At 67.3% G+C, this 26,753-nt stretch carries 27 protein-coding genes; 15 read left to right on the top strand and 12 right to left on the bottom strand.

Going from position 1 to position 26,753, the window contains the following annotated elements; genetic code table 11:
- Complete coding sequence (locus J2T23_RS07520) at window positions 1-663, top strand: DUF6766 family protein (RefSeq protein ID WP_307358598.1); 663 nt, start codon at window positions 1-3, stop codon at window positions 661-663.
- Between the two features lie 21 nt (window positions 664-684).
- Here J2T23_RS07520 and J2T23_RS07515 read toward each other — a convergent pair whose 3' ends face one another.
- The 4 genes from J2T23_RS07515 to J2T23_RS07500 all read right to left on the bottom strand — a co-directional run bounded on the left by J2T23_RS07515 (window position 685) and on the right by J2T23_RS07500 (window position 4,314).
- Window positions 685-1,809, bottom strand: a complete 1,125-nt coding sequence (locus J2T23_RS07515) for a glycerate kinase (RefSeq protein WP_307358595.1) — start codon at window positions 1,807-1,809, stop codon at window positions 685-687.
- Between the two features lie 77 nt (window positions 1,810-1,886).
- Window positions 1,887-2,696: an SDR family oxidoreductase gene (locus J2T23_RS07510; RefSeq protein ID WP_307358593.1), complete on the bottom strand. Its 810-nt coding sequence runs from the start codon at window positions 2,694-2,696 to the stop codon at window positions 1,887-1,889.
- A gap of 19 nt (window positions 2,697-2,715) precedes the next feature.
- Window positions 2,716-3,168, bottom strand: coding sequence for a hypothetical protein (locus J2T23_RS07505; protein ID WP_307358591.1), 453 nt, complete (start codon window positions 3,166-3,168; stop codon window positions 2,716-2,718).
- A 369-nt stretch (window positions 3,169-3,537) separates the two neighbouring features.
- A complete protein-coding gene (locus J2T23_RS07500) occupies window positions 3,538-4,314 on the bottom strand; it encodes a class I SAM-dependent methyltransferase (RefSeq protein WP_307359037.1) in 777 nt (258 codons plus the stop codon).
- A gap of 217 nt (window positions 4,315-4,531) precedes the next feature.
- Between J2T23_RS07500 and J2T23_RS07495 the strand changes: the two genes are divergently transcribed.
- The 3 genes from J2T23_RS07495 (at window position 4,532) to J2T23_RS07485 (ending at window position 8,981) form a co-directional block, all read left to right on the top strand.
- Window positions 4,532-6,175 (top strand): ATP-binding protein, encoded by a 1,644-nt coding sequence (locus J2T23_RS07495; RefSeq protein ID WP_307358588.1) that lies wholly within the window; start codon window positions 4,532-4,534, stop codon window positions 6,173-6,175.
- Between the two features lie 20 nt (window positions 6,176-6,195).
- Window positions 6,196-7,746 carry a putative bifunctional diguanylate cyclase/phosphodiesterase gene (locus J2T23_RS07490; protein WP_307358586.1) on the top strand — a complete coding sequence of 517 codons (1,551 nt, stop codon included), beginning with the start codon at window positions 6,196-6,198 and terminating at the stop codon, window positions 7,744-7,746.
- 170 nt (window positions 7,747-7,916) lie between these two features.
- On the top strand, window positions 7,917-8,981 hold the full coding sequence (locus tag J2T23_RS07485; protein WP_246839809.1) for an EAL domain-containing protein: 1,065 nt from the start codon (window positions 7,917-7,919) through the stop codon (window positions 8,979-8,981).
- A 63-nt stretch (window positions 8,982-9,044) separates the two neighbouring features.
- Here J2T23_RS07485 and J2T23_RS07480 read toward each other — a convergent pair whose 3' ends face one another.
- The 4 genes from J2T23_RS07480 to J2T23_RS07465 all read right to left on the bottom strand — a co-directional run bounded on the left by J2T23_RS07480 (window position 9,045) and on the right by J2T23_RS07465 (window position 11,253).
- Complete coding sequence (locus J2T23_RS07480; protein WP_307359035.1) at window positions 9,045-9,122, bottom strand: DUF6480 family protein; 78 nt, start codon at window positions 9,120-9,122, stop codon at window positions 9,045-9,047.
- A 47-nt stretch (window positions 9,123-9,169) separates the two neighbouring features.
- A complete protein-coding gene (locus tag J2T23_RS07475) occupies window positions 9,170-10,006 on the bottom strand; it encodes a glycerophosphodiester phosphodiesterase family protein (protein ID WP_370871421.1) in 837 nt (278 codons plus the stop codon).
- Between the two features lie 41 nt (window positions 10,007-10,047).
- On the bottom strand, window positions 10,048-10,311 hold the full coding sequence (locus J2T23_RS07470) for a hypothetical protein (protein ID WP_141182959.1): 264 nt from the start codon (window positions 10,309-10,311) through the stop codon (window positions 10,048-10,050).
- Between the two features lie 123 nt (window positions 10,312-10,434).
- The gene (locus J2T23_RS07465) at window positions 10,435-11,253 is read right to left on the bottom strand and encodes an HAD family hydrolase (protein WP_307358583.1); all 819 of its coding nucleotides are present in this window, start codon (window positions 11,251-11,253) and stop codon (window positions 10,435-10,437) included.
- A 152-nt stretch (window positions 11,254-11,405) separates the two neighbouring features.
- Here J2T23_RS07465 and J2T23_RS07460 point away from each other — a divergent pair, with 152 nt between their 5' ends.
- Together J2T23_RS07460 and J2T23_RS07455 are read left to right on the top strand one after the other, a co-directional pair.
- The gene (locus J2T23_RS07460; RefSeq protein WP_141158651.1) at window positions 11,406-11,837 is read left to right on the top strand and encodes a LexA family protein; all 432 of its coding nucleotides are present in this window, start codon (window positions 11,406-11,408) and stop codon (window positions 11,835-11,837) included.
- A 26-nt stretch (window positions 11,838-11,863) separates the two neighbouring features.
- Window positions 11,864-13,144, top strand: coding sequence for a Y-family DNA polymerase (locus J2T23_RS07455; protein ID WP_307359030.1), 1,281 nt, complete (start codon window positions 11,864-11,866; stop codon window positions 13,142-13,144).
- Between the two features lie 52 nt (window positions 13,145-13,196).
- Here the strand turns inward: J2T23_RS07455 and J2T23_RS07450 are convergent, their stop codons facing one another.
- Complete coding sequence (locus J2T23_RS07450) at window positions 13,197-13,343, bottom strand: lmo0937 family membrane protein (protein WP_141158652.1); 147 nt, start codon at window positions 13,341-13,343, stop codon at window positions 13,197-13,199.
- 385 nt (window positions 13,344-13,728) lie between these two features.
- On the opposite strand from J2T23_RS07450, the gene J2T23_RS07445 reads away from it, so the two are divergent.
- The 9 genes from J2T23_RS07445 (at window position 13,729) to J2T23_RS07405 (ending at window position 23,264) form a co-directional block, all read left to right on the top strand.
- Window positions 13,729-14,907, top strand: coding sequence for an ABC transporter substrate-binding protein (locus J2T23_RS07445; protein ID WP_307358579.1), 1,179 nt, complete (start codon window positions 13,729-13,731; stop codon window positions 14,905-14,907).
- Between the two features lie 390 nt (window positions 14,908-15,297).
- Entirely contained in the window at window positions 15,298-16,080 is a 783-nt protein-coding gene (locus J2T23_RS07440; RefSeq protein WP_246857324.1) for a matrixin family metalloprotease, read from the top strand.
- Window positions 16,081-16,212: 132 nt separating this feature from the next.
- Entirely contained in the window at window positions 16,213-17,232 is a 1,020-nt protein-coding gene (locus J2T23_RS07435) for a VOC family protein (protein ID WP_307358577.1), read from the top strand.
- A 4-nt stretch (window positions 17,233-17,236) separates the two neighbouring features.
- A complete protein-coding gene (locus J2T23_RS07430) occupies window positions 17,237-18,199 on the top strand; it encodes a fumarylacetoacetate hydrolase family protein (RefSeq protein ID WP_307358575.1) in 963 nt (320 codons plus the stop codon).
- On the top strand, window positions 18,196-19,227 hold the full coding sequence (locus J2T23_RS07425; protein ID WP_307358573.1) for a cyclase family protein: 1,032 nt from the start codon (window positions 18,196-18,198) through the stop codon (window positions 19,225-19,227). Before J2T23_RS07430 ends, J2T23_RS07425 begins: the two co-directional genes overlap by 4 nt.
- Window positions 19,228-19,281: 54 nt before the next feature.
- A complete protein-coding gene (locus J2T23_RS07420; protein WP_307358571.1) occupies window positions 19,282-20,406 on the top strand; it encodes an FAD-dependent monooxygenase in 1,125 nt (374 codons plus the stop codon).
- Entirely contained in the window at window positions 20,403-21,476 is a 1,074-nt protein-coding gene (locus J2T23_RS07415; protein ID WP_307358568.1) for an amidohydrolase family protein, read from the top strand. The genes J2T23_RS07420 and J2T23_RS07415 overlap by 4 nt, the downstream gene beginning before the upstream one ends.
- 11 nt (window positions 21,477-21,487) lie before the next feature.
- Window positions 21,488-22,486 (top strand): fumarylacetoacetate hydrolase family protein, encoded by a 999-nt coding sequence (locus J2T23_RS07410; protein WP_307358566.1) that lies wholly within the window; start codon window positions 21,488-21,490, stop codon window positions 22,484-22,486.
- A gap of 1 nt (window position 22,487) precedes the next feature.
- Window positions 22,488-23,264 carry an SDR family NAD(P)-dependent oxidoreductase gene (locus J2T23_RS07405; protein WP_307358564.1) on the top strand — a complete coding sequence of 259 codons (777 nt, stop codon included), beginning with the start codon at window positions 22,488-22,490 and terminating at the stop codon, window positions 23,262-23,264.
- 24 nt (window positions 23,265-23,288) lie between these two features.
- Here J2T23_RS07405 and J2T23_RS07400 read toward each other — a convergent pair whose 3' ends face one another.
- The 3 genes from J2T23_RS07400 to J2T23_RS07390 all read right to left on the bottom strand — a co-directional run bounded on the left by J2T23_RS07400 (window position 23,289) and on the right by J2T23_RS07390 (window position 26,740).
- The gene (locus J2T23_RS07400; RefSeq protein WP_307358562.1) at window positions 23,289-24,071 is read right to left on the bottom strand and encodes an SDR family NAD(P)-dependent oxidoreductase; all 783 of its coding nucleotides are present in this window, start codon (window positions 24,069-24,071) and stop codon (window positions 23,289-23,291) included.
- A gap of 73 nt (window positions 24,072-24,144) precedes the next feature.
- Complete coding sequence (locus J2T23_RS07395; protein WP_307358560.1) at window positions 24,145-25,101, bottom strand: LysR family transcriptional regulator; 957 nt, start codon at window positions 25,099-25,101, stop codon at window positions 24,145-24,147.
- 73 nt (window positions 25,102-25,174) lie between these two features.
- Window positions 25,175-26,740 carry a GMC oxidoreductase gene (locus J2T23_RS07390; protein WP_307358558.1) on the bottom strand — a complete coding sequence of 522 codons (1,566 nt, stop codon included), beginning with the start codon at window positions 26,738-26,740 and terminating at the stop codon, window positions 25,175-25,177.
- Window positions 26,741-26,753: the final 13 nt, after the last annotated feature.

Here is a 26,753-nt window from a genome sequence, read left to right as displayed (position 1 = left end):
ATGCGCAAGTGGGCTAAAGAGCATGGACTGCTGATGGCCAACCTTGGACTGTTCGTCGTGTTTTTCGTGGGAATGGTCCTCTCCGGCGCGGCGTCTTACAGCGAAGACCAGCAGGCCCACGGCGAGCCCGCCGTGTCCGTGCTCCAGTTCCTGGGCACGGGCGCGTTCGTCGAGGCCACCTTCGAGAACTGGGAATCGGAGTTCCTGCAGATGGGCATGTACGTGGTCCTCACGGTATTCCTGTTCCAGAAAGGCTCATCCGAGTCCAAGCCCATGGGCAAAAGGGCACCGCAGGACCAGGACCCGCGGGACGCGCAGATCAGCAGTGCCACGCCGTGGCCTATCCGGCGCGGCGGGGTGGTGCTCAAGCTGTATGAGCACTCCTTGTCGATCCTGTTTTTCGTCCTGTTCCTTGCCTCATTCCTGCTGCACGCCGCCGGCGGCGTGGACGAGTACAACCAGGACCAGCAAAGCCACGGCCAGCCCGCCATCACCTTCCTGCAGTATCTGGGAACCAGCCGGTTCTGGTTCGAATCCTTCCAGAACTGGCAAAGCGAGTTCCTGGCCGTCGGGGTCCTGGTGGGGGCGTCGGTGTACCTCCGGGAAAGAGGGTCCCCGGAATCAAAGCCGGTTGCCGAACCAAATTCTGAAACCGGCGCCTGAGGCGCCCCTCCACGCCGCCGGTCAGGCGCCCTCGAGCACCTGGCTTGTTGCCCAGGCCAGGTACTTGCCGGCGTTTGCCACGGCGTCTTCGGGGCTGGATGCCACGTCCAGCAGCTGCGCCGCGGCGACCACTCCGTGCCCGGCCAGGTCCTCGAACGTCACCAGGATCCTGCCGGCCACCACAATGACGGGAATGCCACGCTCCCGGGCCGCGTCTGCGAGCGCGATCGGCGCCTTGCCGGTCAGGGACTGGGAGTCCATGGACCCTTCGCCGGTAATCACCAGGTCCGCCTGGTCCAACTGGCCGGCCAGGCCGGTCAGCCCGGCCACCAGCGCAAAACCGCCTTCCAGCGAGGCATCAGTGAAGGCAAGGAACGACGCCGGGAAGCCGCCGGCGGCGCCCGCGCCGGGGACGTTCACGTCCCGGCCCGTAGCTTCGCGCAGCACCGACGCCCAGTTGCGCAGCCCGGCGTCGAGCATTTCCACTGCATCCTGGTCCGCACCCTTTTGCGGGGCGAAGACGTGCGCAGCCCCGGACGGCCCGTACAGCGGATTGCGGACGTCGACGGCGATGCGAAAGGTGGTGGCGGTCAGGCGCGGATCCAGTCCCGTCGTGTCCAGGGTTGCGACGTCGCCCAGCGAACCGCCGCCCAGGGGCACCACATTGCCGGCCGCGTCCAGGGGTTTCAGGCCCAGGGCGCGGAGGGCGCCGCTGCCGCCGTCCGTCATGGCGGATCCGCCCAGGCCCAGGACGATCTCGGTGGCACCGGCGTCGAGGGCCGCGGCAATGAGCTGTCCGCAACCGTAGCTGTGGGCACGCAACGCATTCGCCGGGATTGGTTCCATCTCCGCCAAGCCGGATGCCTGGGCGGTCTCGATCACGGCGGTGACCGTGCCGTCACCGCCCTTATGGATGGCCCACGCAGCCCCGAGCGGAGCCAGGATGGGGCCCACCACGGCGTTCAGCCGCTCCTCGTAGCCAGCCGCCACCGCAGCCTCCAGGGTGCCCTCGCCGCCGTCGGCAATGGGGAACTGGGTGGCGACGGCGTCCGGGTACACCCGGAGCGCTCCCTCGGCGATGGATGCGGCCGCCTCGGCTGCCGTCAGGGACCCCTTGAACTTGTCCGGAGCAATCAGAATGCGCATGCGCTCCATCATGCCAGCAAGCGCTGGGAAAGCGCTTGCCTGATCCGGGATGCGGACTTCCAGTGTGCCGGAGCCGCCTACCCCTCACGCCATTCGTTGCCCGTGAGGTGCGAACCCGCCTGCGGACCCATCTGCAGCATTCCGCCGTCGACCACCCAGGCAGCACCCGTTACATAGCTTGAGGCCGGCGAGGCGAGGAAGGCGATGACGTCGGCGATCTCCCTCGCGTGGCCCGGCCGGCCGAGTGGCACCCCCGGGCGCTCCGTCGCCGTCGGATCCTGGTCCTCCTGCCCCGTCATGGGGGTGGCGATCTCGCCCGGGGCCACCGTGTTGGCAGTAATGCCATACTGCCCCAGCTCCAGGGCCAGGGTCTTCATGAGGCCGCCCAGGCCATGCTTGGACGCGTCGTAGGCGGAGGAGCCAACGCGGGGCTGGAACTCATGGACGCTGGACACGGCCACCAGCCGCCCTCCCTTTCCTGCCGTGACCATTCGGCGCGCCGCGGACTGCAGGCAGGCAAAGGCCCCGTTGAGGTTCGTGTCCAGGATCCGCATCCACTCGTCGATTCCCATGTCCAGGAACCTGGTGTTCGCACCCGTGCCCGCGTTGTTCACGAAGACGTCCAGGCCCCCCAGTTCCCCGGCGAGATCATCAACGACGGCCGCCGCGGCACGGAATTCCCTCGTGTCCAGTTGCCGCACCACGGCCTTGCGCCCCAGGCCGCGGATTTCCTCGGCGGTTTCCTCGGCACCCGCCTTGTCCGTATGCCAGGTGACGCCCACGTCCATCCCGGCCCGGGCCAGCGCCACGGCTGTGGCCTTGCCGATGCCAGAGTCGGAAGCGGTGACGATTGCGGTGGTGGGTGTGAAGTTGCTGGTATCCGGCATGGCGGGGCCTTTCGGTGGGTCAGGCAGGGCGGCGGAGGTCGGGATGGTAGGACTCGTCGTCACCGTCGGTGGAGGCTTCGGCCTCCCGGGGTGGGGGCGCCAGGTCCGGCCGTTCTTCCCGCACGGCCATGAGGGGCACCGCGAAGGTCACCACGGGCCGGCTGTCGGCGTCGTCAGCCGCCCTGATGGTCAGGCTCCTGGTGCCGGGCGGCACGGAGGGGGCGAAAACCTGCAGGTTGCGCGTGCCGACCGTGGCGGAGTCCTGCAGCGCGTATTTGGTACCGAAGTGGTCCTGGAGCATCAGCCGGGGTTCCGGCGAGTCCCCTGAGGGAAGGTGGATGTTGACCACCAGGCCCGAGGCCCAGACTTCCACGGACAGGACGGTGAATTCGGTCGCTGACGTGACGTGCCGCCCGTAGGTGGGAGGCAGCAGCATCCGGCGAAGGTCGCCGGATGGGATGAGGTTGCTCATGATCGTTCCTGTGGGTCTTGCGCCGGCGGCCGGCCGGGGCGCCGGGGGGTGTCCGGCGCCCCCCGAACGCTGGGGCGCGGTTGCGGCTCGGGCGCTTTTCCGGCTGGGGTCTTCCAGCCCGGAAGAAGTTGAAGGGGCGCCGTCGCTGCGCTGTTCCTGGTTGATGAAATTCAGTTCCGGGAGCCGAAGGTGTCCACCCATTCCTCCCAGCCGGCGTGGCCATCCTTTCCCCCGGACAACTAGTAAGTCTACTTACCAGCAAGCCTCCGGTTCGCGTCCCTGTCAAGGGGAGGGGAGGGATCTTTGCGTGCCGGCTGCGGGCATTGCGGCATTTCCGTACCCGACGGCAAGGGGACGTGGGTGGCCGGGCTACCGGCGGGGGCGGACCACTGCGTAGTACCCCGGCACCCGGTCCTGGCCGGGTACGCCGGTCACGGGGTTGGTTTCGATCGCCGTATGGCCGTCTTCCAGGAGTTCCCATGCCGACGCCGGGAACGCACGTTCCCGCTCTTCGGGACCAAAGTGCCCTGGCATGGGCAGTCCCCGGATGGCCAGTTCCAGCGGCGCCGGGATGCCCCGGGTGGTTGCCCCGAGGTGGGACACATACTCCACCGGGTTCCCCTGGAAATTGGTCTCCGCCATGAAGACGGTGCCGCGGCGGCCCGCCAGGAGCCGGAGGTTCTCGACGAGGGCCACCTGATGGGCCGGGGCCAGGACGTGCAGGACGCCGCGGATGAAGGCGTTGGCGCCGTCACCGCCCGCGTTGATGGACTCCGCCAGGGCCTCCCCGGCCCCTTCCGCCGTCATGTCGCGTGCTTCAAAGGCCGTGTTGCCGTGTCCGGCGGACTCCGCCCGGGCCCTGGCGACGGCGTGCGGGGAGACATCCACCCCCACCACGCGCGGAAAGACCTCCGCCAGCGCACGGGTGAAGCTGCCATGGCCGCAGCCGGTGTCCACAACGGGAAGGGCGGGGTCCAGGTACTGCAGGAGACTGTCCTTGTAGCCCAGGAACTCGTGGTCGCTCCCCGAATCCCACAGGACCTCCCCGCCCGGTCCGGTCGCCGTGATGCGTGCCCAATATGCGTCCCACGCTTTATGCCTGTCCTTCGGCGCGCCCCTGGACAACCTGACCAGCTTGGGGATCATCAGGTACTTCTGCAGGACGGACCGCGGCGACTTCGTTGGGGAGGACACGGCTCAAATATATGTTCCCTGCCCGGGAGCCGGCGTTGCTTCAGCCACATTACGGCGCGCCTTTCCCGACGCGGCACGGTATGCGGCGTGCAACGCCGGGGCCACGCGCTCTGGACCGGCGCGGCCCGCGTCCCCCTAGAATGTACTCAACTGGGAGGAAGGGATCACTGTGACGGCTGTGCCGAGTGGCGTGCACCTGGCCCGTACCGCCGTCGTCGCCGATCCCAACGCCCGCCGGCTGGCCCGCAATGCCCAGGCGCTGCGTGATGCCGGGTACGGCGTCCTGGAGGCCTCCGACGCCGCCGGCCTGGCCGCCCTGCTGGACGCGGGCCAGCCCTCCGTCGTCGTGGCCGATGCGCTCCTGGCCTCTGTCCAGTCCGCGGCGCCCGTCCTGGTCATGGTGGATCTGGACAATCCGCAGGAGATCGCGGCGGCCACCCGGGCCGGCATCCACGACTGCATCACCAAACCGCCGGAGCCCAAAGAGCTGGTCCACCGCGCCTCCGTCCTCATCGAGCAGGTCACCCGGCGGCGTTCCTCCCGGCAGGTGGCCGAGGGCCTCCGCGAGCAGCTGCGCGAGGTTTCTGCCGCAGTACGCGCCACCAACGATCCCCAGGAGATCGCCAACCACGTGGTCTCCGGCTTCGGCCGGACCTTCAAGGCCGACCATGTGGTCCTTTCCACCTTCGAGGACCCCCGCGTCCCGGTAATCACTGCCAAATGGCACAGGCAGGGACTGGTGGAGCTGCCCGAGGGCGCACTTCCCGGCGAGGACGAGGCGCGGGCCGCGGCAGATGCCCTGTGGGCCGGCGCAGAAACACTCTCCGCGGATGGAACGGAACCCGAGTCCCGTGCCACGGAAAAGCCCGCCCGGGCCATCGCCGGAGCAGCCTCCACGCTGGCGGTGCCCATCGGAGAAGGCAACTCTTCCCTGGGCATCATCTGGATCGCCATGATGGACCGGCCCCGGACCTGGTCCAGCGCCGAGCTGGGGCTGATCCAGCACGTGGCCGGCAACGCCGCCTACGGGCTCATCCAAAGCCACCTGATCAGCAGCCAGCAGCAGGTGGTCAAGCAGCTGCGGGACCTCGACAAAGCGAAGACGGATTTCCTGGCCACGGTGAACCACGAGCTGCGCACCCCGCTGACCTCGATCATGGCGTACCTGGACATGATCCAGGAGAGCACCGAGCACCCGGTATCCAGGGAAGTCCACCAAATGCTGGACATCGTGGTCCGCAACACCGAACGGCTCCGGACACTCATCGAGGACATGCTCAGCGTCTCCCGCGGCGGCCTGGACACCACCGAAATGCACCTGGCGCCGGTGCGCCTGGGACGCACCCTGGACCTGGTGGCCGCGGCGCTCCGGCCGCTGGCGACACTCCAGAACGTCACCATCGACGTGGACCCGGTTCCGGAGGACCCGGAGATCCTGGCCGACGAGGTGCAGCTGCAGCAGGTATTCACCAACCTCGTGTCGAATGCCATCAAATTCACGCCCAGCGGCGGCCGGATCGAGGTGGGCAGCGAATCCCTCGCCGCGGCGGACGGCTCCAAGTGGGCCACCGTGCGGATTGCCGATACCGGCATAGGCATCTCGGGTGACGAAATCGACCATGTGTTCACCAGGTTCTACCGGGCTTCGAACGCGATGAACGGCGCCATCCCTGGAACAGGGCTGGGCCTTGCCATCTCCAAGGACATCGTGGACCGCCACGGCGGCCGGATCGACGTCGCCTCCACGCTGGGCATCGGGACCACCGTCACCGTCAGCCTCCCCCTCGGCACTGACCGCGCCCAGGCCAATTAGGCGTCAAAGGAGGACTGGCCATGTTTGCCAATGACGACCCCCGGCTCTCCCAGCTGCTCGAAGGCATCGTCAAGCTTGCCTCCGGCGACCTCACGTCCCGGATAGAGGTCTCACCGGCCCGGGACGAACTCGATGCGATCATCATGGGCACCAACCTGCTGGCCGAGGACCTGCAGGTCATCTACGAGGAACTCGAGCAGCGGGTCCAGGTCCGGACCCAGCTCCTGCACGAGGCGCACCTCGAGATGCAGAAGATGGCCATGCAGGACCCGCTGACCGGGCTGGCCAACAGGTCTGCCCTCCTTGAGTCCCTCCGCACCGCACTGGAAGCTCCGGCCACGGCGGACGCCGAGCGCGTGCAGGAGGGGCCGGCCATCCTGCTGATGGACCTGGACGCGTTCAAGTCCATCAACGACAGCCTGGGGCACACCGCCGGCGACCAGGTCCTGATGACCGTGGGCGAAAGGCTGCGGAACGCGGTGCGGGCATCCGACGTCGTCGCCCGCCTGGGCGGTGACGAATTCGCCATTGTCATGCCGTCGGCGTCGGCAGACCAGGCAGCCATCGTGGCGCACCGCATCCTGGCGTCCCTGAACGATCCCATTGAACTCCCCGGCCGGAGCGTGCGCTGCGGTGCCAGCATCGGCCTCAGCGTCGGCAGCGAGGGCCAAAGCCCGGAGGACATGCTGATGGAGGCGGACGTCGCCATGTACGCCTCCAAAGCCGAAGGCCAAAACAAGCTGCACCGGTTCGAGCCGGCGCTGCTGCTGATGCGCAGGCTCCGCAGCCAGCTGGTGGATGACCTGCGGGCCGCCATCAAGAACGATGCCCTGACGCTCCACTACCAGCCTGTGGTGGAGCTTGGCACCGGCCGGATCGAGGGCGTGGAGGCGCTGGTCCGGTGGAACCACCCCACCCGGGGCTTCATCATGCCGGACGAATTCATCCCCCTCGCCGAGGAGGCAGGCCTGATCTCCGAACTGGGCCTCTGGGTCCTCAAGGCCGCCGTCAGGCAGCTGCGGGCCTGGATTGATGCCTCCCTGGTGGACAGCAGGTTCTCCGTTCGCATCAACATCTCCGCCACCGACCTGCAGAGCCTTCAGTTCATCGAGGACGTGCGCAACACCCTCAAGGAGACCGGCGTCAGGCCCGAACAGGTTGTCCTGGAGCTGACCGAAGTGGCAATCGTCAAAGGCAATGAGCTGGACCGGTATTCGCTGGGAGGGCTCCGCGGCCTGGGCGTGGGCATCGAAATCGACGACTTCGGGACCGGCTACTCTTCCATCAGCTACCTTCGCCGGCTGCCGGTGGACCGGGTCAAGGTGGACCGGTCGCTGATCACCGGGCTCGAGAGCGATCCCAACCAGCCCGCCCTGGTGGCGGCCGTCCTCCAACTGGTGCGGGCGTGCGGGCTCGAAGCTGTGTGGGAGGGCGTGGAAACGGCGGAGCAGGCCGAGATACTGCGCGGCCTGGGCTGCCGCAGCGCCCAGGGTTACTACTTCAGCCGCCCCGTTCCCCCGGAACAGATTCCGGAACTGCTGGCTGACCAGCAGGAAAGCGCTAACCAGTAACGCAAAAACTACTGCGCTTTTCCGGCCGCCGTTATACGATCAGCGTGCGGTGTCTGCTTTTTCGCCGCCTCGAAAATCAGGTTGGCAGCACCGTTCTTTTATAAGGCGTTTGGACATTTGAAAATTTTTGGGCCATCGGGTCATTACTTCGTCAACTGGGGGCGTTGCTAATGTCGGTTCGGGTACAGGCATGGGGAATTATCGCCGCCGTGCTGGCGGATACGGATCCTGCGGGAGCCGCGGTCCGGCAGCGGCTGAGCAACAGCCTCGATGAGAATCCCGGCGTGCCCGAGCGGGCCCTGCTGGAGTATCTCCTCGAGACCCGGCGCAGCGACGCCAACATGGTGGAAACCCTGGATACTGCAAGGGAGATGCGCCTCACGCCGCCGGCGCTTCCGCCTCATTTCGCGGAACAGCTTGACGCGATCCGCAGTACCTCCCGGATCAGCGCGCTGCTCGAAAACCAGATGCTGATGACCGCCTTCCAGCCGATCTACGGGCTGGCAGGAAAAGCGGTGGTGGGCGCCGAAGCGCTCTCCCGGTTCGTCAGCGATGACGGCGCGGCCGCCGAATTGTGGTTTGCCGAGGCCGCCGCCGTGGGCCTGGGTGCCAACCTGGAGTTCTCGGCCCTGGGATCCGCTGCGGCGGCCGCCCGGGACCTGCCCGGGAACCTGTACGTGTCCCTCAACATTTCGCCCACGTCCTGCATGGATCCGCGGCTGCCGGAACTGTTCGACCACATCGATCTTCCCATCCACCGGGTGGTCCTGGAACTGACCGAGGACATTCCGGAAGAGGAGTACCTGCAGTTCCTGTCCGCCATCAATCCGCTGCGGGAAAAAGGGCTGCGCATCGCGGTCGATGACACCCACACGGGAGCTGGCGCGCTGAGCCGCATGATCCACCTGAAGCCCGACTTCCTCAAGGTGGGCCGGAACGTGATCGGCGACGTCGACAAGGATGGACTGCAGCGGGCACTGGCTGCCTGCCTGGTGGACTTCACCGACCAGATCGGCATCACCCTGGTGGCCGAGGGCATCGAAACCGTGGGTGAGCTCAAGGTCCTCACCGAGCTGGGCATCAGTGCCGGGCAGGGGTACCTGCTGGGCCGGCCGTCGGTGCGGCCCAAGGACTGGGCCAGCTGGAATACGCGCCTCGACGTGGACGGACTGGAGCGCCAGCTGGCGGGCCAGTCGGAACCACGGGCCGTTCCCCGGCGAGCTGAGTCTTCCTGAAACCACTTCAGGGCAGGTGGGGCAGCGGGCGTTAGGCCCACCGCCCCGCTGACGGTCCGGGCGTTATTCGGAGTGGCCCCGGTCCCTGCTCATCTGGCCCTCCGCCGGCGGCGTCTCTCCCGGCGGCACTCCCCCGCAAATGCGATGGAGGCCGGGCAGCAGAAGGCACCCACCGAAGAGGACACGGCCTAGCCGGCGGACGCCGGCGGCCCATCATCCCCGGGTCCGGTGGGCCACTGGCCGCGGGCGCGCAGCACGTCGCGGAGCAGGTCCGCCCGGTCCGTCACAATGCCGTCCACGCCCAGCTGGAGAAGGCGGTGCATTTCGCCCGCATCGTTGATGGTCCACACGTGCACCACCAGGTCCAGGTCATGCGCGCGCCGGATGAAGCCCGGGGTGACAACGGGAACCCGCCCGTAGCGGACGGGCACCTGCAAGGCGTGCACGTCCCGGAGGACCCTGCGCATCAGCCGGTGGAATACCGGCCGGGGAAGCATGGGACCCAGCAGTGTGAACAAGGCATTCGAGGCCACCCCGGCGGAGGAGGCCACCGGCTGGCTGAGCAGCTTGAGTACCGCCCGCCTCCGCCGGTCCGAGAAGCTTGTGACCAGCACGCGGTGGTGTACCTGGTGCCGCTCGATCGCGGCAGCAGTGCTCCGGACTGAACTCCAGTCCTTCACGTCCAGGTTCAGCCGCGCGTCAGGAAGCTGGGAAACCAGTTCCTCGAATGTGGGGATGGGTTCCCGGCCGTTGATCCGGGCCTTGGCCACGTCCGCAGCGGGGAGTTCAGCCACCCTGCCCTTGCCGTCGGTGACGCGGTCCAGGGTTTCATCATGGAACAGCAGCAGCACGCCGTCCGCGGTGGTGTGCACGTCCGTTTCGAGGTACCGGAAACCGAGTTCGACGCCGGCGCGGAACGCGGCCATCGAGTTTTCCAGGCCCTCAGCCGAGAATCCCCGGTGTGCCATCCCGATGGGAAGCTGCCGCCCGGCGTCGTCAGGGTGCTCAAAGAAAGGCAGGCTCACACTGCGAGCCTACCTCCAGCGTTCACGGGTGGAACCCGCCGTCAGTCCAGGCAGCCCGTCTCGCCGCAGGGAACGATGTCCACGCCATCGCCGCAGTGCAGCAGGGTCCGCCCGCGGCCGGCGTCGAGGTGGACCCAGACCGCGGTGTGGTCCGCCGTGATGGTGTCCACCACGCCACCCGCCTCAAACCCGGGAGCGAACTGGACCCGGACCCGGTCCCCCTGGCGCAGCTGCTTCCAGTGCGGAGCGGGCGTTGCTTTGCGCAGCGGCGCGTCGGCTGCGTGCTGCCTGACGTTTCTTGCCATGGTTGCCCCCTTATCGAGCCGGCGGGAGGGTGCCTGCTCTCCACGCTTCACGCTACGGCGGGAAGGTAAACGCCAGGTGAGCGCGAGCTGTGAAGTTGGGGGTGCCAGGGCCGCCCGGCGGGGTCAGGAAAACTGGACGCCCAGGGCGGCGAGCCGCGCCTCCAGGACCTGGGCCACGCCGTCGTCGTCAAAATGCGGCGCCTGCTGCCCCGCCGCGCGGATGGCCTCCGGATGGCCGCTGGCCATCGCGTAGCCGTGGCCGGCCCAGCGGAGCATCTCAATGTCGTTGGGCATGTCGCCGAAGGCCACGACGTCGGCGGCGTCGATGCCCAGTGCGGCGGCGTATTCAGCAAGGGTGACGGCCTTGTTAACGCCCGGCAGGGACAGTTCCAGCATGGCAACGCCCGGTGAGGAGTGGGTGGTGGCGGCCAGATGTCCGACGGCGGGTGCCACCTCGGCGAGGAAGTCGTCCGGGGTGCCTTCGCGGACGATGGCGAGAAATTTGACCACGGCGTCCCTTTCGGTGAGTGTGTCCCGCAGTGGGGCGGGGGTGAACTCGGCGAGGAGTTCGCTGGATTCGTTTTCGATGAATCCCGGCTCCAGGTGGAAACCGGCGAGTGTTTCCGCGGCAAACAGCGCGGCCGGGCGGAGCGCCTTGATGATACGCCGGGCTTCCATGACGGTGTCGATCGCGAGGGTGCGCGCGGAGACCAGGCGGTCCGCTTCAAGGTCCCAGACCACGGCGCCGTTGGAGCAGATCACGCGGCCGGTGTGGCCCAGCTGCTCTTCGAGCGGGTGCAGCCAGCGGGGCGGCCGGCCGGTGACAAACACCAGTTCGACGCCGGCGTCACGGCAGGCGTGGAAGGCCCGGATGGTGCGGTCGCTGATTTTTCCGTCGTGTCCGAGGATCGTTCCGTCAATATCGCTTGCAACCAACCGCATCCTGCAAGTCTACGTGGGGTTTGGCCGGCGTCGTCCGGCCGGTTGCCCCAGGCTGGAAGCGCCCCTGGTTCAGACGACTCCGCCGGGTGCCCGATGTCAGTCGCCGGGGCTACACTGAAACTATCGAACATATTTTCGAATAAAGGTGTGTTGTGGGCGTTATTGTCGGTCCCCGCGTGGTAGATGCGGGTGCCTCGTTGTTCTCGGTGCTGATCTCGCCAGTGGCGGTCGCAGCCGGTTTTCCGTCGCCCGCCCAAGACTATTTCGACGGGCGGATCGACCTGAATGCCCACCTGATCAAGGACATCACCAGCACCTTCGTGGTCCGCGTGACCGGGGATTCCATGGAAGGAGCAGGCATCAGCGATGGCGACGAGCTGATCGTCAACCGCGCTCTTGAACCCAAGGACGGGTCCGTGGTGATCGCGGTGCTGGACGGGGAACTGACGGTCAAACGCCTGCGCATCACCGGCACCGGCGTGGTGCTGCAGGCGGAGAACCCAAAGTACCCGGACATCCGCGTACCCGCACTGTCCGAGCTCACCATCTGGGGCGTGGCCACCCGGTGCCTGCATCATGTCTAGGGGGAGCGGTGCCTAAACCAGTCCCCATGCGGCAGATGCCGCAGATCGCGCACGTGGACGTCAACTGCTTCTACGCCTCCGCCGAGCGCGCCTTCGACCCCTCGCTGGAAGGCCGACCCCTGGTGGTGCTGTCCAACAACGACGGCTGTGCGGTGACACGCTCCCCCGAGGCGAAGGCCCTTGGCATCGCCACCGGCGAACCGTGGTTCAAGCTCGCACCGAGGGCCAAGGAGTGGGGCCTGGTGGCCAAGTCCAGCAATTACGAGCTGTACGGGGACATCAGCTCACGGGTCATGGAACTGCTGGGCAGGTATTCGGCATGGTTGGAGGTATACAGCATCGACGAGGCCTTCCTGGGCGTGAAGGGCGGCCCGGACGACCTCCTGGTCCTGGGCCGCCGGATGAAAGAGGCGGTGCGGCGGCATGTCGGGGTGCCGGTCTGCGTGGGCATCGCCCCCACCAAGACCCTGGCCAAACTCTGCAACAAATGGGCCAAGAACAATCCCGCTTTCGGCGGCGTCTGCCTCTGGGAGGCGGTACCGGCTGACGTCCGGGAACTCCTGATGACCCGGTTGCCTGTGGACGAGATCTGGGGCATTGCCGGCCGGTTGACCAGACGGCTCAACGTGCTGGGAATCTTCACGGTCCAGGACCTTGTCAGTGCGGATCCGGTCATGATCAGGGACAAGTTCTCGGTGGTGCTGATGCGCACCGTCCTGGAACTGCGGGGCACGCCCTGCATCCCCATGGAGGAAGAGCGCATCGGCCGGGACCAGCTGATTTTTTCCCGCTCCTTCGCCACTCCGGTAACAACAGCCGCCGGGCTCCGGGAGGTGTTCAGCGTTTACGGGCAGCAGGCCAGCGCCAGGCTGTCCAAGCACGGCCTGCAGGCAAAGGTCCTGACGGCCTTCGCTGCCACCTCGCCCTTCCGGGACAACGAGCAGGCCTATCCGTCGGTGTGCGTCCCGCTGCCCATGCCCACCGCGGACCCGCTCCTGCTCACCCGGGCGGCGCACGCACTGCTGCCAAACATCAGGGAAGGGCTGAAGTACGCCAAGGCGGGCCTGATGCTCACCGACCTTCGGCCCACCGGCAACCAGCCACCGCTGGAGCCGTTCGAGAACCGGCACGAGGAGCGCGGCATCGGATCCCTGTTGGAATATGTGAGCCATCGCTTCGGGCGCGGCTCAATCGGGCTGGGACATGCGGGAATCAAATCGGGCCTGGACTGGTCCATGAAGCGTGGCATGCGCTCGCCCCGGTACACCACGCATTGGGACGAGCTCCCCGTGGTCAAGGCGGCATGAGGCCCGGTTTTCCGCCGCCGGCCGGGGGCGGGCGGCGGAACCTGTTCGCGCGCTAGGCCCGGGACCTGTTTTGAATGAAGTGGAAGATGAGGACGACCACTGCGATGACCAAAAGGATGTGGATGAGGCCGCCGCCGATATTTGCGAGCAGGCCGAGGAGCCAGAGAACGGCGATGATAATAGCGATCCAAAGCAACATGAGAATCTCCTACATTGTTTTTCGTTCGAATTGCTGATTGTTCAAGCCGGCGCTGCACCAAAAGCCGGCCGTAAGGAATCCACCCCTGCCTCTCGCTCCGGGCCCCCATGCCACATCTGTTCTTCACGCCCATATGACGTGATGGTTATCACCATATTTCAGGAAGGGCCAGCTGGAAACGGCATACCAAATGGAAATGGGAACGTGTCTCATCACCTCGCATCCGAGGGGCGGCGGATAAGACGTTCCGGGACGTTTCTTGACCCTCCGCGACGCTGCATTACGCATCCGGGTCGCCCCGTGAACCCCCGCTACGGGATTGATTGTGGGACGGCCGGGCCATTCGTAATCTCGACTCAGCATCCGCCCCAGCAGAGGAGTTCCCATGGCCGACCAGCAGGACAAGAATTCGCAGAACCAGCAAAGTACAACCCGCATCGTTGCCGGGCAGGCAGCGGGATCCACACGCCCGCTCGGCCTGAAAATCGGCATCGCCGCAGCCGTCCTGGCCCTGATCGGCGGGGGTGCCGCCGTCGCGTCCGCCGTCAACAACGGCAGCACTGCACCAGCAGCCGACGTGGCGCCCACAGGCAACCCGGCGGCCGAGCTGAAGCTTGGCTACTTTGGCAATGTCACCCACGCCCCGGCCCTGGTGGGGGTCAGCAAGGGATTCATCGCCGATGAACTGGGCAGCACCAAGCTCAGCACCCAGGTGTTCAACGCCGGACCCGCCGCCATCGAAGCGCTGAACGCCGGCGCCATCGACGCCACCTACATCGGGCCGAACCCGGCCATCAACTCCTTCGTGAAGAGCCAGGGCGAATCCGTCAACATCATCGCCGGCGCCGCCGCCGGTGGAGCACAGCTGGTGGTCAAGCCGGAAATCACCTCTGCCGCAGACCTGTTGGGCAAGACCCTCGCGTCGCCGCAGCTCGGCGGGACGCAGGACGTGGCCCTGCGTGCGTGGCTTGCCACCCAGGGCTACAAGACCAACGTGGACGGCAGCGGGGACGTGGCCATCAACCCCACCGAGAACGCCCAGACTCTGAAGCTGTTCCAGGACGGCAAGCTCGACGGCGCGTGGTTGCCTGAACCATGGGCGTCACGGCTGGTGCTGACCGCCGGAGCGAAGGTCCTGGTCGATGAAAAGGACCTGTGGGATGGCAAGCTGTCCGGCAAGCCGGGCGAGTTCCCCACCACCATCCTGATCGTGAACCAGAAGTTCGCCGCCGACCACCCGGACACCGTCAAGGCACTCCTGAAGGGGCATGTGAAGTCGGTCGATTGGCTGAACAGCGCTTCAGCCTCCGACAAGGCCACCGTCATCAATGCAGCACTGAAGGAAGCCGCCGGCGCCGAACTGAAGGCCGACGTCATCGACCGTTCACTGAAGAACATCGTGTTCACCGTGGACCCGCTCGCTGGAACCTACCAGAAGCTCCTGGCCGACGGCGTGACTGCCGGAACCACCAAGCAGGCGGACATCAACGGCATCTTCGACCTGCGGGCCCTCAACAGCGTCTCGGACGGGAAGACCTCCGCCGCCGGGCTCGGCAAGGAATAAGCATCGTCGACTGCTCCGTACCTGCCGTTTTGGGCCGTCAGAACGGCAGGCACGGAGCAATCGATTCCTGCGGAAATCCTGTGCATTTCCGGCGCTGAGGCTCGGGAGCACGCCACTAGGCTATGGAGGTTGGCCCGTGGCGGGCCGCGGGAGCCGGGGGGGATGCCAATGCATGGTTACGGGAAGAGCAGCAGGTCGAGGCCGGACATCCCCGGCGAACTTGCCCCACCCAATGTTCGGCGTTCCCCCAGCGGACGGATCCCGCAATGGGCCATCGATGAGGCATTCGGCACGGCGGAAACACCTCCTCCGTGGCGCGCCGGGCCTCCCCGGCCTCGACGGAAGACGTCCCGGGCCTGGTCAAGGAAGCGAGGGCGGCCACAACGGTCGATGCAGTTCAAGACCGTGCTGGGGATCGTCCTGGTTGTCTGCTTGTACTTTTCACCGGCGCTCTTCGACCGCTTGGTTCTTCCGGTCGTGGCCCCCTATTTGCCGGGGGCGAAAATGCCGCCGCCGGGATACGAAGCCGCTTCGGCGCCCTTGGGCACGCCGCCGGCAAGCACAGGCTCCACGGCCTTTGTGCTGCAGGAGTCGCCGAGAGCAACCCAGCCCGTCATCGCCTACGACCCGTGCCGCCCGGTTCATTACGTTGTCCGTCCGGACAACGCGCTGCCAGGTGGCGACGTCCTGATCCGGGAGGCTGTGGCAGCAGTCTCCCAGGCCTCAGGGCTCCAGTTTGTCGACGACGGACCGACGACGGAAGCGCCGTCGGATGACCGTTCGGCCTTCCAGCCGGACCGCTACGGAAAGCGGTGGGTGCCGCTTCTCATTGCCTGGTCGACGCCTGTTGAGACCCCCGGCCTTGCAGGGAATGTGGCCGGCCTCGGCGGGAGCGCCTACGTGGAGGTCGCCGGCCACCCGCTGGTCCTCGAAGCAGGGCAGGTGCGCCTTGATGCCCCTGACCTTGCCGGCATCATCGCCGGCAGGCCGGACGGCGCGGCCGAGGTGCGCGCCATCATCATGCACGAGCTCGGACACGTGCTGGGCCTGGACCACGTCAATGATCCGACCCAACTGATGTACGCCGAGAACATGGGCGTCAGGGACTTCGCTGCCGGTGACCGCGCGGGGCTTGCCCTGCTGGGCAGCGGACCGTGCGTCCCGCAGCTCTAGCGTCTCACTATCTATAAATGCGGCGAATAGTTGATATCGAAAAGCTTGTCTTCCCCAAATATATGAAGTACTTCACAGTGGTTACAGGACCTGCACCGACCGACCCGCAGCCAGTAACCAAAGGACTTCACCGTGGAAACTCCCCTCTCCCATCTTGCCCACCTCGAGATCACCAGCCCGGACGTTGAAGCCTCGGCCCGGTTCTACGAGGACAAGTTCGGCATGCGCATCATCGACCGCGCGGACGGCAACGTCTACCTCCGCTGCTGGGGCGATTACTACCGCTACAGCCTGGTTATCACCGAAGGCCCCGAAGCCTCGCTGGGCCGGATGGCATGGCGTACCAACTCGCAGGAAGCGCTCGAATCCGCGGCCCAGCGCATCGAAGCGACCGGGGTGCAGGGCACCTGGACCGCCGGTGGCCATGGCTTCGGCAAGGCCTACGAGTTCACCGGCCCCTATGGCCACCACATGCGCCTCTTTTACGAGGTGGACAGGTTCGTGGCCGAGGCGGGGTTCGAGTCGACCTACCCGGACCGCCCGGAGCGCCGCAGCAACCACGCGGCAGCCCCTCGTTTCCTGGACCACGTCACGGTGGCCTGCTCCGATGTGCGCGGCTTCGCCAAGTGGTACAACGAGGCCCTCGGATTCCGCGTCATGGCCTTCGTGGACCTGGACGAAGCCCCCATCACGGTCTTTTCCGTCCTCACCACCAATGAAAAGTCCCACGACCTGGGCGTGGTGGCTGACACCTCCGGCCGCCCCGGCCGCGTCAACCACATCGCCTTTTGGGTGGACACCACCGAGGACCTGCTCCGCACCGCGGACGTCATGATGGAGCACGGCACCCCGATGGAGTACGGCCCCTCCATCCACGGCGTGGGCGAGCAGAATTTCCTGTACTTCCGTGAGCCGTCAGGGCTGCGCGTCGAGCTGAACTCCGGCGGCTACCGGAACTACGTCCCGGACTGGGAGGCCAACACCTGGAAGCCGTCCGAAGGCTCCAACAACTTCTACAAGAACGGCGCCATGCCGCATTCGATGACCGAGTCCTTCCCGCCGGCCGAAGGCTTCACCGCCACCGAGGAAGGCGCCTCTCCCGAAATGAAGGAAGCCCTCCTGAACCCCTACGCCAAGCACGGCCGGGGCTGACACCATGGCAGACGCACAGTACACACTCGTCCGGTTCCAGGAGGCCGGGGACAGCAAGGCCCGCGCGGGCCTGCTGGTCGCTGACCGTGTCCTGCCGCTGGACGGGGACATCAACTCCCTGATCGAGCACTGGGACACCACCGAAGCCCAACTGGATGCCCTCGCCGCCTCCGCGGGTGGTGGCACCGGCTTCGCGGCCGCCGACGTCGAAATCCTGGCTCCCGTGGAGCCCGCCCAGATCCTCCAGACCGGGGCGAACTACCGCAAGCACGTGGTCGACCTCGCCGTGGCGCACCGCGAACCGGGCGAAGACGCGGAAGAGGTGCGTGCCGCGACGGCAGCCATGATGGACAAGCGCGCGGGCCAGGGCACGCCGTACTTCTTCATCGGCCTTCCGACGGCGGTCGCGTCCGCCACCGATGACCTCACCCTCCCGTCCTACTCGAAGTCCCACGACTGGGAGCTGGAACTGGCGGCCGTGATCGGGAAGACGGCGTTCCGGGTCACCCCCGAAGAAGCGCTGGACCATGTCTTTGGCTACACCATGGTCAACGACATCACCACCCGCGAGTACGTCTTCCGCAAGGACATGCCCGCTATCGGCTCGGACTGGTACCGCGCCAAGAACGCTCCCGGCTTCCTGCCCACCGGCCCGCTGCTGGTGCCCGCCAAATTCTTCGGCGACCCCCAGGACGTCCAGGTGACGCTCAAGCTCAACGGGAAGGCCATGCAGGACGAATCCACGTCCGACATGATCTTCGGCGTGGCCAAGCTGGTCAGCGAAGCCTCCCAGATCATGCCGCTGCGCCCGGGCGACCTGGTCCTCACCGGCAGCCCGGCCGGCAACGGCCAGCACTGGGGCCGGCTCCTCCAGGACGGCGACGTCATGGAAGGCACCATCACCGGACTGGGCACCCAGCGCATCCTCTGCAAGGACGAACCCGCCACCGAAAGCAGCAAGCAGTGACCACCCAGGACACCGCAACCGGCACCGGGGAATCAACCGATTCCCCGGTTATCCGGCGTGAAGATCCGCTCGGCAGCATCCGCGCCATGGCAGCTGCCCACAACAACTGGGGCCGCTGGGGCCAGGATGACGTCCTGGGCACCCTGAACTTCATCGACGCCGCCAAGCGCCTCGAGGCTGCGGCGCTGGTGAAGACCGGCGAGGCATTCTCACTCTCCCAGCCCTTCGATACCAACGGCCCGCAGAAAGGCTGGCGCCGCCGCACGAATCCCGTCCACACCATGACGGACACGGGCGTTGACGCCGAGCGCGGCAACCAGGGCTTCCCGCACGGCTTCGGCGGCGCCGACGACGTGATCGCCATGCCGCTGCAGTGCTCCACGCAGTGGGACGGACTGGGACACATCTTCGACCGGGGCAAGGCCTGGAACGGCCGGTCCGCCGGCGACGTGGTCACCTCTGAAGGCGACCTGGTGACCGGCATCGAGACCGCCGCGGCGAAGATCGTCACCCGCGGTGTCCTGCTCGACGTCGGGCGCGCGCTCGGTCCCGGACTGGGACGGAACGACGGCGAACTGCCGGACGGGTTCGCCATCACCCCCGAGCACCTCGCGCAGACCATCGAACTCCAAGGGCCCAGCTCCGAAGTGCGGCGCGGAGACATCGTGGTGATCCGTACCGGGCAATACACCCGGGTGAGCCGCGACGGCTGGGGCGACTATGCCGGCGGCTCCGCCCCCGGACTGTCCTTCAGCACGGCGCCCTGGCTGCACCGCAGCGAGATCGCCGGGATCGCCACGGACACCTGGGGTTTCGAGGTCCGGCCGAACGAGTTCGACGGCGCCTTCCAGCCACTCCACCAGATCGCCATCCCCAACCTGGGCCTGTTCCTGGGCGAGATGTGGGACCCGGACGCATTGGCGGAGGCATGCGCGGCGGACAGCAGGTACGACTTCCTGCTGACCGCAGCACCACTCCCCATTACCGGTGCCGTGGGATCGCCGGTCAACCCGATCGCCGTCAGGTAGCTTTCACTACAACAAACCACCAGCAGGATCGCCGTCAATACAAAGGAGTCAGCGATGGCAGCAGTACAGAACGTCGGAATCGTGGGGGCAGGTGCAGCCGGGCTGGCCGCCGCCATCCTCCTGGCTGACGCCGGAATCCAGGTGGAAGTCCTGGAAAGGGCAGACGCCCCGCAGACCCTGGGATCCGGCATCACGCTGCAGGGAAACGCCCTCCGGATCCTCCGCCGGCTCGGTGTCTGGGACCAGGTGGAGGCAAAGGGTTACGGCTTCAGCACCCTGGGCCTGCGGGCCCCGGACCCGGCAGGCACCGTCCTTGCGGTCCTCGAAGACATCCGCACCGGCGGCGACGACCTCCCCGCCACCATGGGCATGTACCGTCCGGACCTGACGGCCATCCTCCGTGAACGGGCGGAACGGGCGGGGGCCCGGATCAGCTACGGGAAGACAGTCACGGGAATAGCGGACGACGGCGCGTCCGTCACCGTCAGCACCGCCGACGGCGGCACCGCGTCCTACGACCTCCTGATTGGCGCCGACGGCCTGCACTCCGCGGTCCGCAAGGCCATCGGCATCGACGTCGAGCCCAAGTCCACCGGCATGGGCATCTGGCGCGCCTTCGTGCCGCGGCCGGAGGAGGTGGTCCGCACCGACCTGACCTACGGCGGCCCCTGCTTCATCGCCGGCTACTGCCCCACCGGCCCGGACACCATCTACGCCTACCTGGTGGAGAAGGCCCAGGAACGCAAGCACGAGGACGGCCCCCGCATCATGGCTGAACTCGCCGCAGCCTACGGCGGGCCGTGGAACGAAATCCGCGCCAACCTGGACCACAGCGCCCGCATCAACTACACGTGGTTCACCACCCACCTCGTCGACGGTCCGTGGAACCGCGGCCGCACCGTCATCATTGGCGATGCCGCGCACAGCTGCCCGCCCACGGTGGCGCAGGGCGCGGCCATGGCGCTGGAGGACGCCGCCGTCCTGGCCGAACTGCTGATCGACGCCGACCACGTCACCGAAACCCTGTTCAAGGAGTTCACCGACCGCCGGCTGGAGCGGGCCACGGCAGTAGTCAACGCCTCCGTCCAGCTGGGCCAGTGGATGCTTGACGGCGTCCGGGACGCCGACGTACCGGGCCTGATGCACGGCCTCTCGGTGATGCTGAAGGAGCCGGCATGAGCACCGGCTCCGACGGTAATCCCACGGTGGACGTCCACGCCCACATCCTGCTTCCTGCCCTCCAGCAACTGGTGGCAGAAGCCGACCCCGACGGCTTCGGCGCCCAGCAGTCCCTGGAAGTGCGGCGCAACGGACCTGAGTCGATGGCGGCATCAGGCAGGATGATCAAGGAACGGTGGCTGCAGCTGACGGACCTGGACCGCCGGCTTGCCGATATGGACGCCCAGGGCGTGGACGTGCAGCTCGTCTCGCCGTCGCCGTCGCACTTTTACTACTTCGCGGGCGAGGAACTGGCGCTGGAGCTGGCAAAGCAGGCCAACCAGGCAGTCCGTGACTTCGTGGACCGGGCCCCGGAACGGCTCAACGGGCTGGGTCTGGTCCCGCTCCAGCACCCCGGCCTGATGGTCGAAGCCCTGAACCACGCTGTGCTGGAGTGCGGCCTGCTGGGCGTCGAGATCGGCTCCTTCGCCGCCACCCCCGGGGACCCGGAGCGCGGCACGGTTGAGCTCTCGGACCCACGGCTGGAGGCCTTCTGGTCCCGGGCGGAGGAGCTGGGCGCGCTGGTGTTCCTGCACCCGTTCGGCTGCTCCCTGGATGAGCGGCTGGACCGGTTCTACCTGGCCAACACCGTCTCCCAGCCCGCCGAAAACGCCGTGGCCCTGTCCCACCTGGTCTTCAGCGGCGTCCTGGACCGCCACCCTAGCCTCAAGGTCCTGGCGGCGCACGGGGGCGGCTACCTGCCCACCACCCTGGGCCGCTCCGATCATGCCTGGCGGGTCCGGCCCGAGGCGCACGGGTGCGCCGAGCCGCCGTCGTCCTACCTGAAGAGGCTCTACTTCGACTCGCTGGTGCACAGCGCGGCCGAGCTGCGGGCGCTTGTGGCCGCGGCAGGCCCCGGGCAGGTGCTGCTCGGCTCGGACTACCCGTTCGACATGGGCTCGGACCAGCCCGTGGCGGAGGTCGTTGAAGCACAGCTCCCGTCGGACCACCGGGCCAGCGTACTGGCCGGAAACGCCGCAGCGCTGGGCATTACGCCCGCTTCAGTCCGCACCGCCAGGCACCCAGCCTAAGGAACAGATTCATGGTCAAGATCGCCCGTTGGAACCACGACGGCGGGACGCAGTCCGGCTTTGTTGACGGCGGCACGTGCTACGTCCTGCCCCAGGGCCAGGACGTGCAGACGCTGCTCGACGCCGGACTGGACAAGGCGCTGGATATTTCCCGGCACACCATTGGGTACGGTCCTGCCGTTCCCTTGGCGGACGTGCAGCTGCTCGCCCCGCTGGCGCCTGCCACCATCCGCGACTTCGTGGCGTTCGAGGAGCACGTGGAAGGCGTCCGGAAGAGCATCGACGGCGTGGCCGGTGTGGTTCCCGAGTGGTATGAGGCGCCCACGTTCTACTTCACCAACCCGCACACGGTGACCGGGACCGGCGAGGTGATTGGCATTCCGGCCGGCTGCACGGACCTGGACTTCGAAACAGAGGTGGCAGCCGTCGTCGGCCGCGTTCCCGGCAGCGACGGGCGGAACCTGACCGCAGAAGAAGCGCACCGGCACATCTTTGGCTACACCGTACTCAACGATTGGTCCGCCCGGGACCTCCAGCGCCGGGAAATGAAGGTCAGCCTGGGTCCGTGCAAAGGCAAGGACTTTGCCAACACGCTGGGACCCTGGATCGTCACCGCCGACGAATTCGAGGACCGGCACGATGCCGAGGGGTTCCTGCCCGTCTCCATGTCCGTGCACGTCAACGGAGAACAGATAGGCCAGGACCTACTCTCCAACATGGGCTGGCCATTCGCCGAGCTGGTGGCCTACGCCTCCCAGGACTCTGTGGTGCGCCCTGGCGACGTGCTGGGCTCAGGCACCTGCGGGAGCGGCTGCCTGGCCGAGCTGTGGGGGCGTAACGGCGCCCAGACTCCCCCGCCCCTCAAGACCGGCGACGTGGTCCGGATGACCGTGGAGGGCATCGGCACCATCGAAAACACTGTCGGTGACCGGCGCGAGGCCGTGACATTGGTCCGGGCCCGCACCCGGCCGCGGAACCGTGTTGCCGCTGCTGCTCCTTCCGGAATCTAGGGTGGTTTCGCTTCAGCTCGAGAGCCGGACGGTGGTGGTGACCGGCGCGGCCCAGGGGCAGGGTGCAGCCGAAGCCCGGATGCTCGCGGAAGCCGGCGCGCGGGTTATCGCCACCGACCTGGCGCCTGACATGCCGGCCGGGCCGGCCGGGGCAGCCTCAGGCCATGCCGGGCAGTTGCTGTACCGGCAGCTGGACGTCAGCGATGATTCCGCGTGGGCGGGACTTGCCGGGTGGATCCGGTCCCAGGGGTGGCAGGTAAACGGACTCGTCAACAATGCCGGCATCACGCAGCGCAGCAGGCTGCTGGACGCGTCAGTGGCAGACCTGCTGAAGGTCCATGAGGTGAATGTGGCCGGTAGCATGCTGGGCATCCAGGCGCTGGCTCCCCTGATGGGCAGCGGGGCATCGATTGTCAACGTCGGTTCCGTGGCGGGACTCACGGCGCATTACCCGGTGGCCTACACCGCCAGCAAATGGGCCCTCAGGGGGCTCTCCCAGGTAGCAGCCATGGAGCTGGGACCCCGCGGCATCCGGGTGAACACGGTCCATCCCGGCTTCATCGAGACCCCCATGACGGCGGGCGCCAAGCCGGAGTTCCGGCAGGCCACTGTGGCCGAAACCCCGCTCGGCCGCACGGGATGCGTGGAGGAAGTGGCGGGGGTCGTGCTCTTCCTGCTCAGCCCCCTCTCCTCCTTTGTGACCGGCGCGGAAATCCCGGTGGACGGTGGCCAGTCAGCGCATGGTGGGGCCAAGTCCATCTCCGACGCCTTGCGGTGACTCCCCCCCGCCAGGCAGGGAAGGTCAGCCGGGCAATACCGCCGACCACCCGCCGTCGACCATCAGGTTGGCCCCCGTGACGTAGGACGCTTCATCGGAGGCCAGGAACAGCGCGCACCTGGCCACTTCCTCGGGTGCGCCGATCCGCCCCAGCGGGATGCTGCCGGCGATGGTCCGCATGGGGTGGTCGGCAGCGAGGAGGTTGCCCTCTGTGGCAGCGGTGCGGATCATTCCAGGGCTGACGGCGTTCACGCGCAGCCCATGCGGCGCCCCTTCGGCAGCCAACTGCTTGGTCATGGCCACCACTGCGCCCTTGGCGGCGGTGTGTGCCAGCCGGCCGTTGGTCATGGACCCGGTGACGCCTGCCGTGGAACCCACCAACACGATGGCCGCGTTATGCGCCTGGATCAGCTGCGGCCAGAAGTACTTCACCGGCAGGAACACCACGTCCATTTCGTGTTCAACGTTCCACTTCCAGTCGGCGTACGTGAGCTCCTCGACGGGGGCGAACCGGGTGACGGCGGCGTTGGCGTACAGGATGTGGACCTGGCCGTGCTGCGCTGCGACGCCTGATGCCCAGGCAGCCACCGCTGCCTCGTCGGTCAGGTCCACCCGTGCACTGCTCATATGCCCGCCGCCGGCGGTGACCGCCGCAACCGTGGCCGCGGCGCCGTCGTCATCCATGTCGCAGCCCACCACCACGGCACCCGCCGCAGCGAACGCGAGCGCCGCGGCCCTGCCCTGGCCGCTGGCCGTTCCGGTGATGACGGCGGTCTTGCCGGCCAGGCGCTGGGTGGAAACGGGCATGGAGGTTCCTTCCGGAGGGTCTTTCCTTAAGACTGTCGCAGGGAAGGTCCGTGCCGGGAACGGCGTTCCGGGTCTAGGTGGTATCTGCCGCGTGGATAATGAGCGGATGCGTGGTGGCTGGAAACAGCTCTTCCAGCCGGGAGCAGGAACGCTGGACCACCGAGCGCAGCCACACGCTGGCGGGGTCTTCGGCCTGCGACGGGTGCCAGTACATGGCTTCCACCAGCGATGCCTCCGCGTCGCCGTCAAGCCGGAGGACAGCGATGTTGGCTCCCCGCTGGGCCCGTGCCGCGAGCATCCCGGGCACCAGGGCCACCAGGTCTGTTCCCTCCACCAGCAGCGGGAGGGACAGGAACCCCGCCACCACTGCGGCCACCCGGCGTTGTATGCCGCGTGCCTCGAACAGCCTGTCCGCCGGCGTGCTGATCCCCTCGCCGAAGTAGCCGACGGCGTGAGGCACCGTGGCGAGGTCGTCGAGGGCCAGGCGGGGCTGCTGCAGCAGCGGGTTGCCGGCGTCGACGACCGCCACGAAGCTGTCCCGGAACACCTGCTTGCTCAGGCCCTGCATCCGGTAGCCGGTGGGTCCCACGAGCAGGTCGATCTTTGCATAGTCCGCCAACTGGCCCTGGAAGCCGGTGGTGGGAACGAAATCGACGGACACACCCGGGGCCTCATCCCGAAGGATCCCGCGCAGCGGACCCACAATCAGCGCTGCGGCGTAGTCGGACGCCGCGATGACGAACTCACGCTCGCTGGTGGCAGGATCAAAACCGGATCGGATCCGGGTGGCGCGCTGGATGTGCAGCATTGCCTCGTCAACCAAGGGCACCAGGGACTGCGCGAAGGGCGTGAGGTCGTAGGTGCGGCCGTTGCGGACCAGGAGCTCGTCGTCGAAATGGCGTCTCAGCCTGGCCATCGCGGCACTCGTAGCGGGTTGGCTGAGCTGGAGCCGCTCCGCGGCCCTGGTGATGTTCCGCAACTCCAGCAGGACCTGCAGGTGGGGCAGCAGGTTCAGGTCCAGGTTCTTCATACCCACAGGTTATCCATGCCCTGCCGGTGCGGCGGTGCAGGCCGGGCGCCGCCGCACCGTGGATGCTCCTGGTCTATGAAAGCTCCGTCGCGATCTTCCGTGCCCCGCGGACGGCGATGGCCACGCTCATCAGCGTGGGGTTCATGGCCGTGGCCGTCGGGATGAGCGCGTTCCCGCCCACCAGCAGGTTCTCGTAGCCCCACACCCTGGACCATGGATCAGCGACCGAGGTACCGTCGTCGGTCTCCCCCATCCGCATGGTGCCTTGGTAGTGCAGGCTGGAGCCGTTGGGCATGAGCCGGGGTTCCGCCACAAAGACGCCCAGCGCCTTTCCGGCACGGCGGAGCCGCTCGGTGGCCTCCGCGATTTCCTTTTCCTCCCGCTCGGTGAGGGCGTACTCGATGGTCATGTTCGGGAAGCCGCGGTAGTCCTGCTCGTCCTCATCGAAGGTGACCGCATCCTCGTAGCGGGGATGCTTGCGCATGCCGTAGCCCATGTTCACGTAGCCCCACCGGTTGTCGGAGTACGGGGTGCCCGGCGCCATGGGGAAGGGTGTCGACTCGGAGTACATCACCTGGACGGAGAATGGGTGCTCCGGTTCGGAGAACGGGATGCGGTTCACGGCCGCCACCGGGTCCGCCGGGTTCTGGGCACGCCGGGCCAGTTCGGCGTCGAGGTCTTCCTCGGTGGCAAACTGCTTCATTTTGTCGGCGTCCAGGGCGACAGTGGAGATCACCACGGGGTGTTCGGTCAGGTAGTGGCCCAGGGCCCTGGGCCTGACGCCGGAGGCCCACAGGAGCTGCGGGGAGCGGAAGGCGTCGGCCGCCACCACCACCACGTCAGCGGGAACGAAGGACTCATCGCCGGTGCGCAGGTCCTGGACGGTGACGCCGGTGATGCGGTGCCCGTCCAGTTCCACGCGGCGCACCAGGGTCAGGTCGCGGAGTTCGAACCGTTGGGAGAGCAGGCTCGTTTTATCCGCCAAGGGCCCAAGGACGACGTCTGCCCCCGCCCAGCGCACCGACCCGTCCGGCTGCGGGTCCCCGGCCACCGGAAGCGTGCCCACACCGTAGCCCTCGGGCAGTTCCGCCCCGAACTCCCCGTCCAGCAAGCGGCGGATGGCTTCCCCGACCTTGGAATCCGCGAACGCGGCGCTGTGGACGTGCAGGAGACCCTTAGCCTCCTCAATCAGCCCGTCCCACTCGTCGTCGGCGATGAAAGGGATCTTTTCGCTGAACGCGGGCGACGGCGTCGCGCAGGTCCAGTGCGCGCCCTGGCCGCCCACGTTGGTGGCGGCAGCCGCCGCCGGGAAGGACGGCGCATGGGCTGAGCCTGTTCCGCCGAAGTCCAGCAGGTGGGTGCCCTGGCGCGCGGTGAACATGCCCTCGGCCACTGTTGCTGCCGGGATGCCGAGGGACTCCCGGAACGCCCCGGCCTGCGGTCCCTGCGACATTTCCCGGGCGCGTGCTTTCTCTGCCGGGTCCGGGATGTTCCGGACGCTCTCGCCGGGGACGGCTGTCAGCTGCGGGCCGGCTTCGAACATCACCACCCGGGCGTTGGGGACCTGCTCCAGCAACAGGCGGGCGTAGGTGGAACCGATGGGTCCGCTGCCGACGACGGCAATGGTGGGGTTGGACATGATGTCTCCTTTG

The sequence above is a fragment of the Pseudarthrobacter niigatensis genome, assembly GCF_030812615.1.
GTDB classification, from domain to species: Bacteria; Actinomycetota; Actinomycetes; order Actinomycetales; family Micrococcaceae; genus Arthrobacter; species Arthrobacter niigatensis.
The sequence above is the reverse complement of the archived record's forward strand: the minus strand, read 5'-3'. Positions and strand labels throughout refer to the sequence as shown.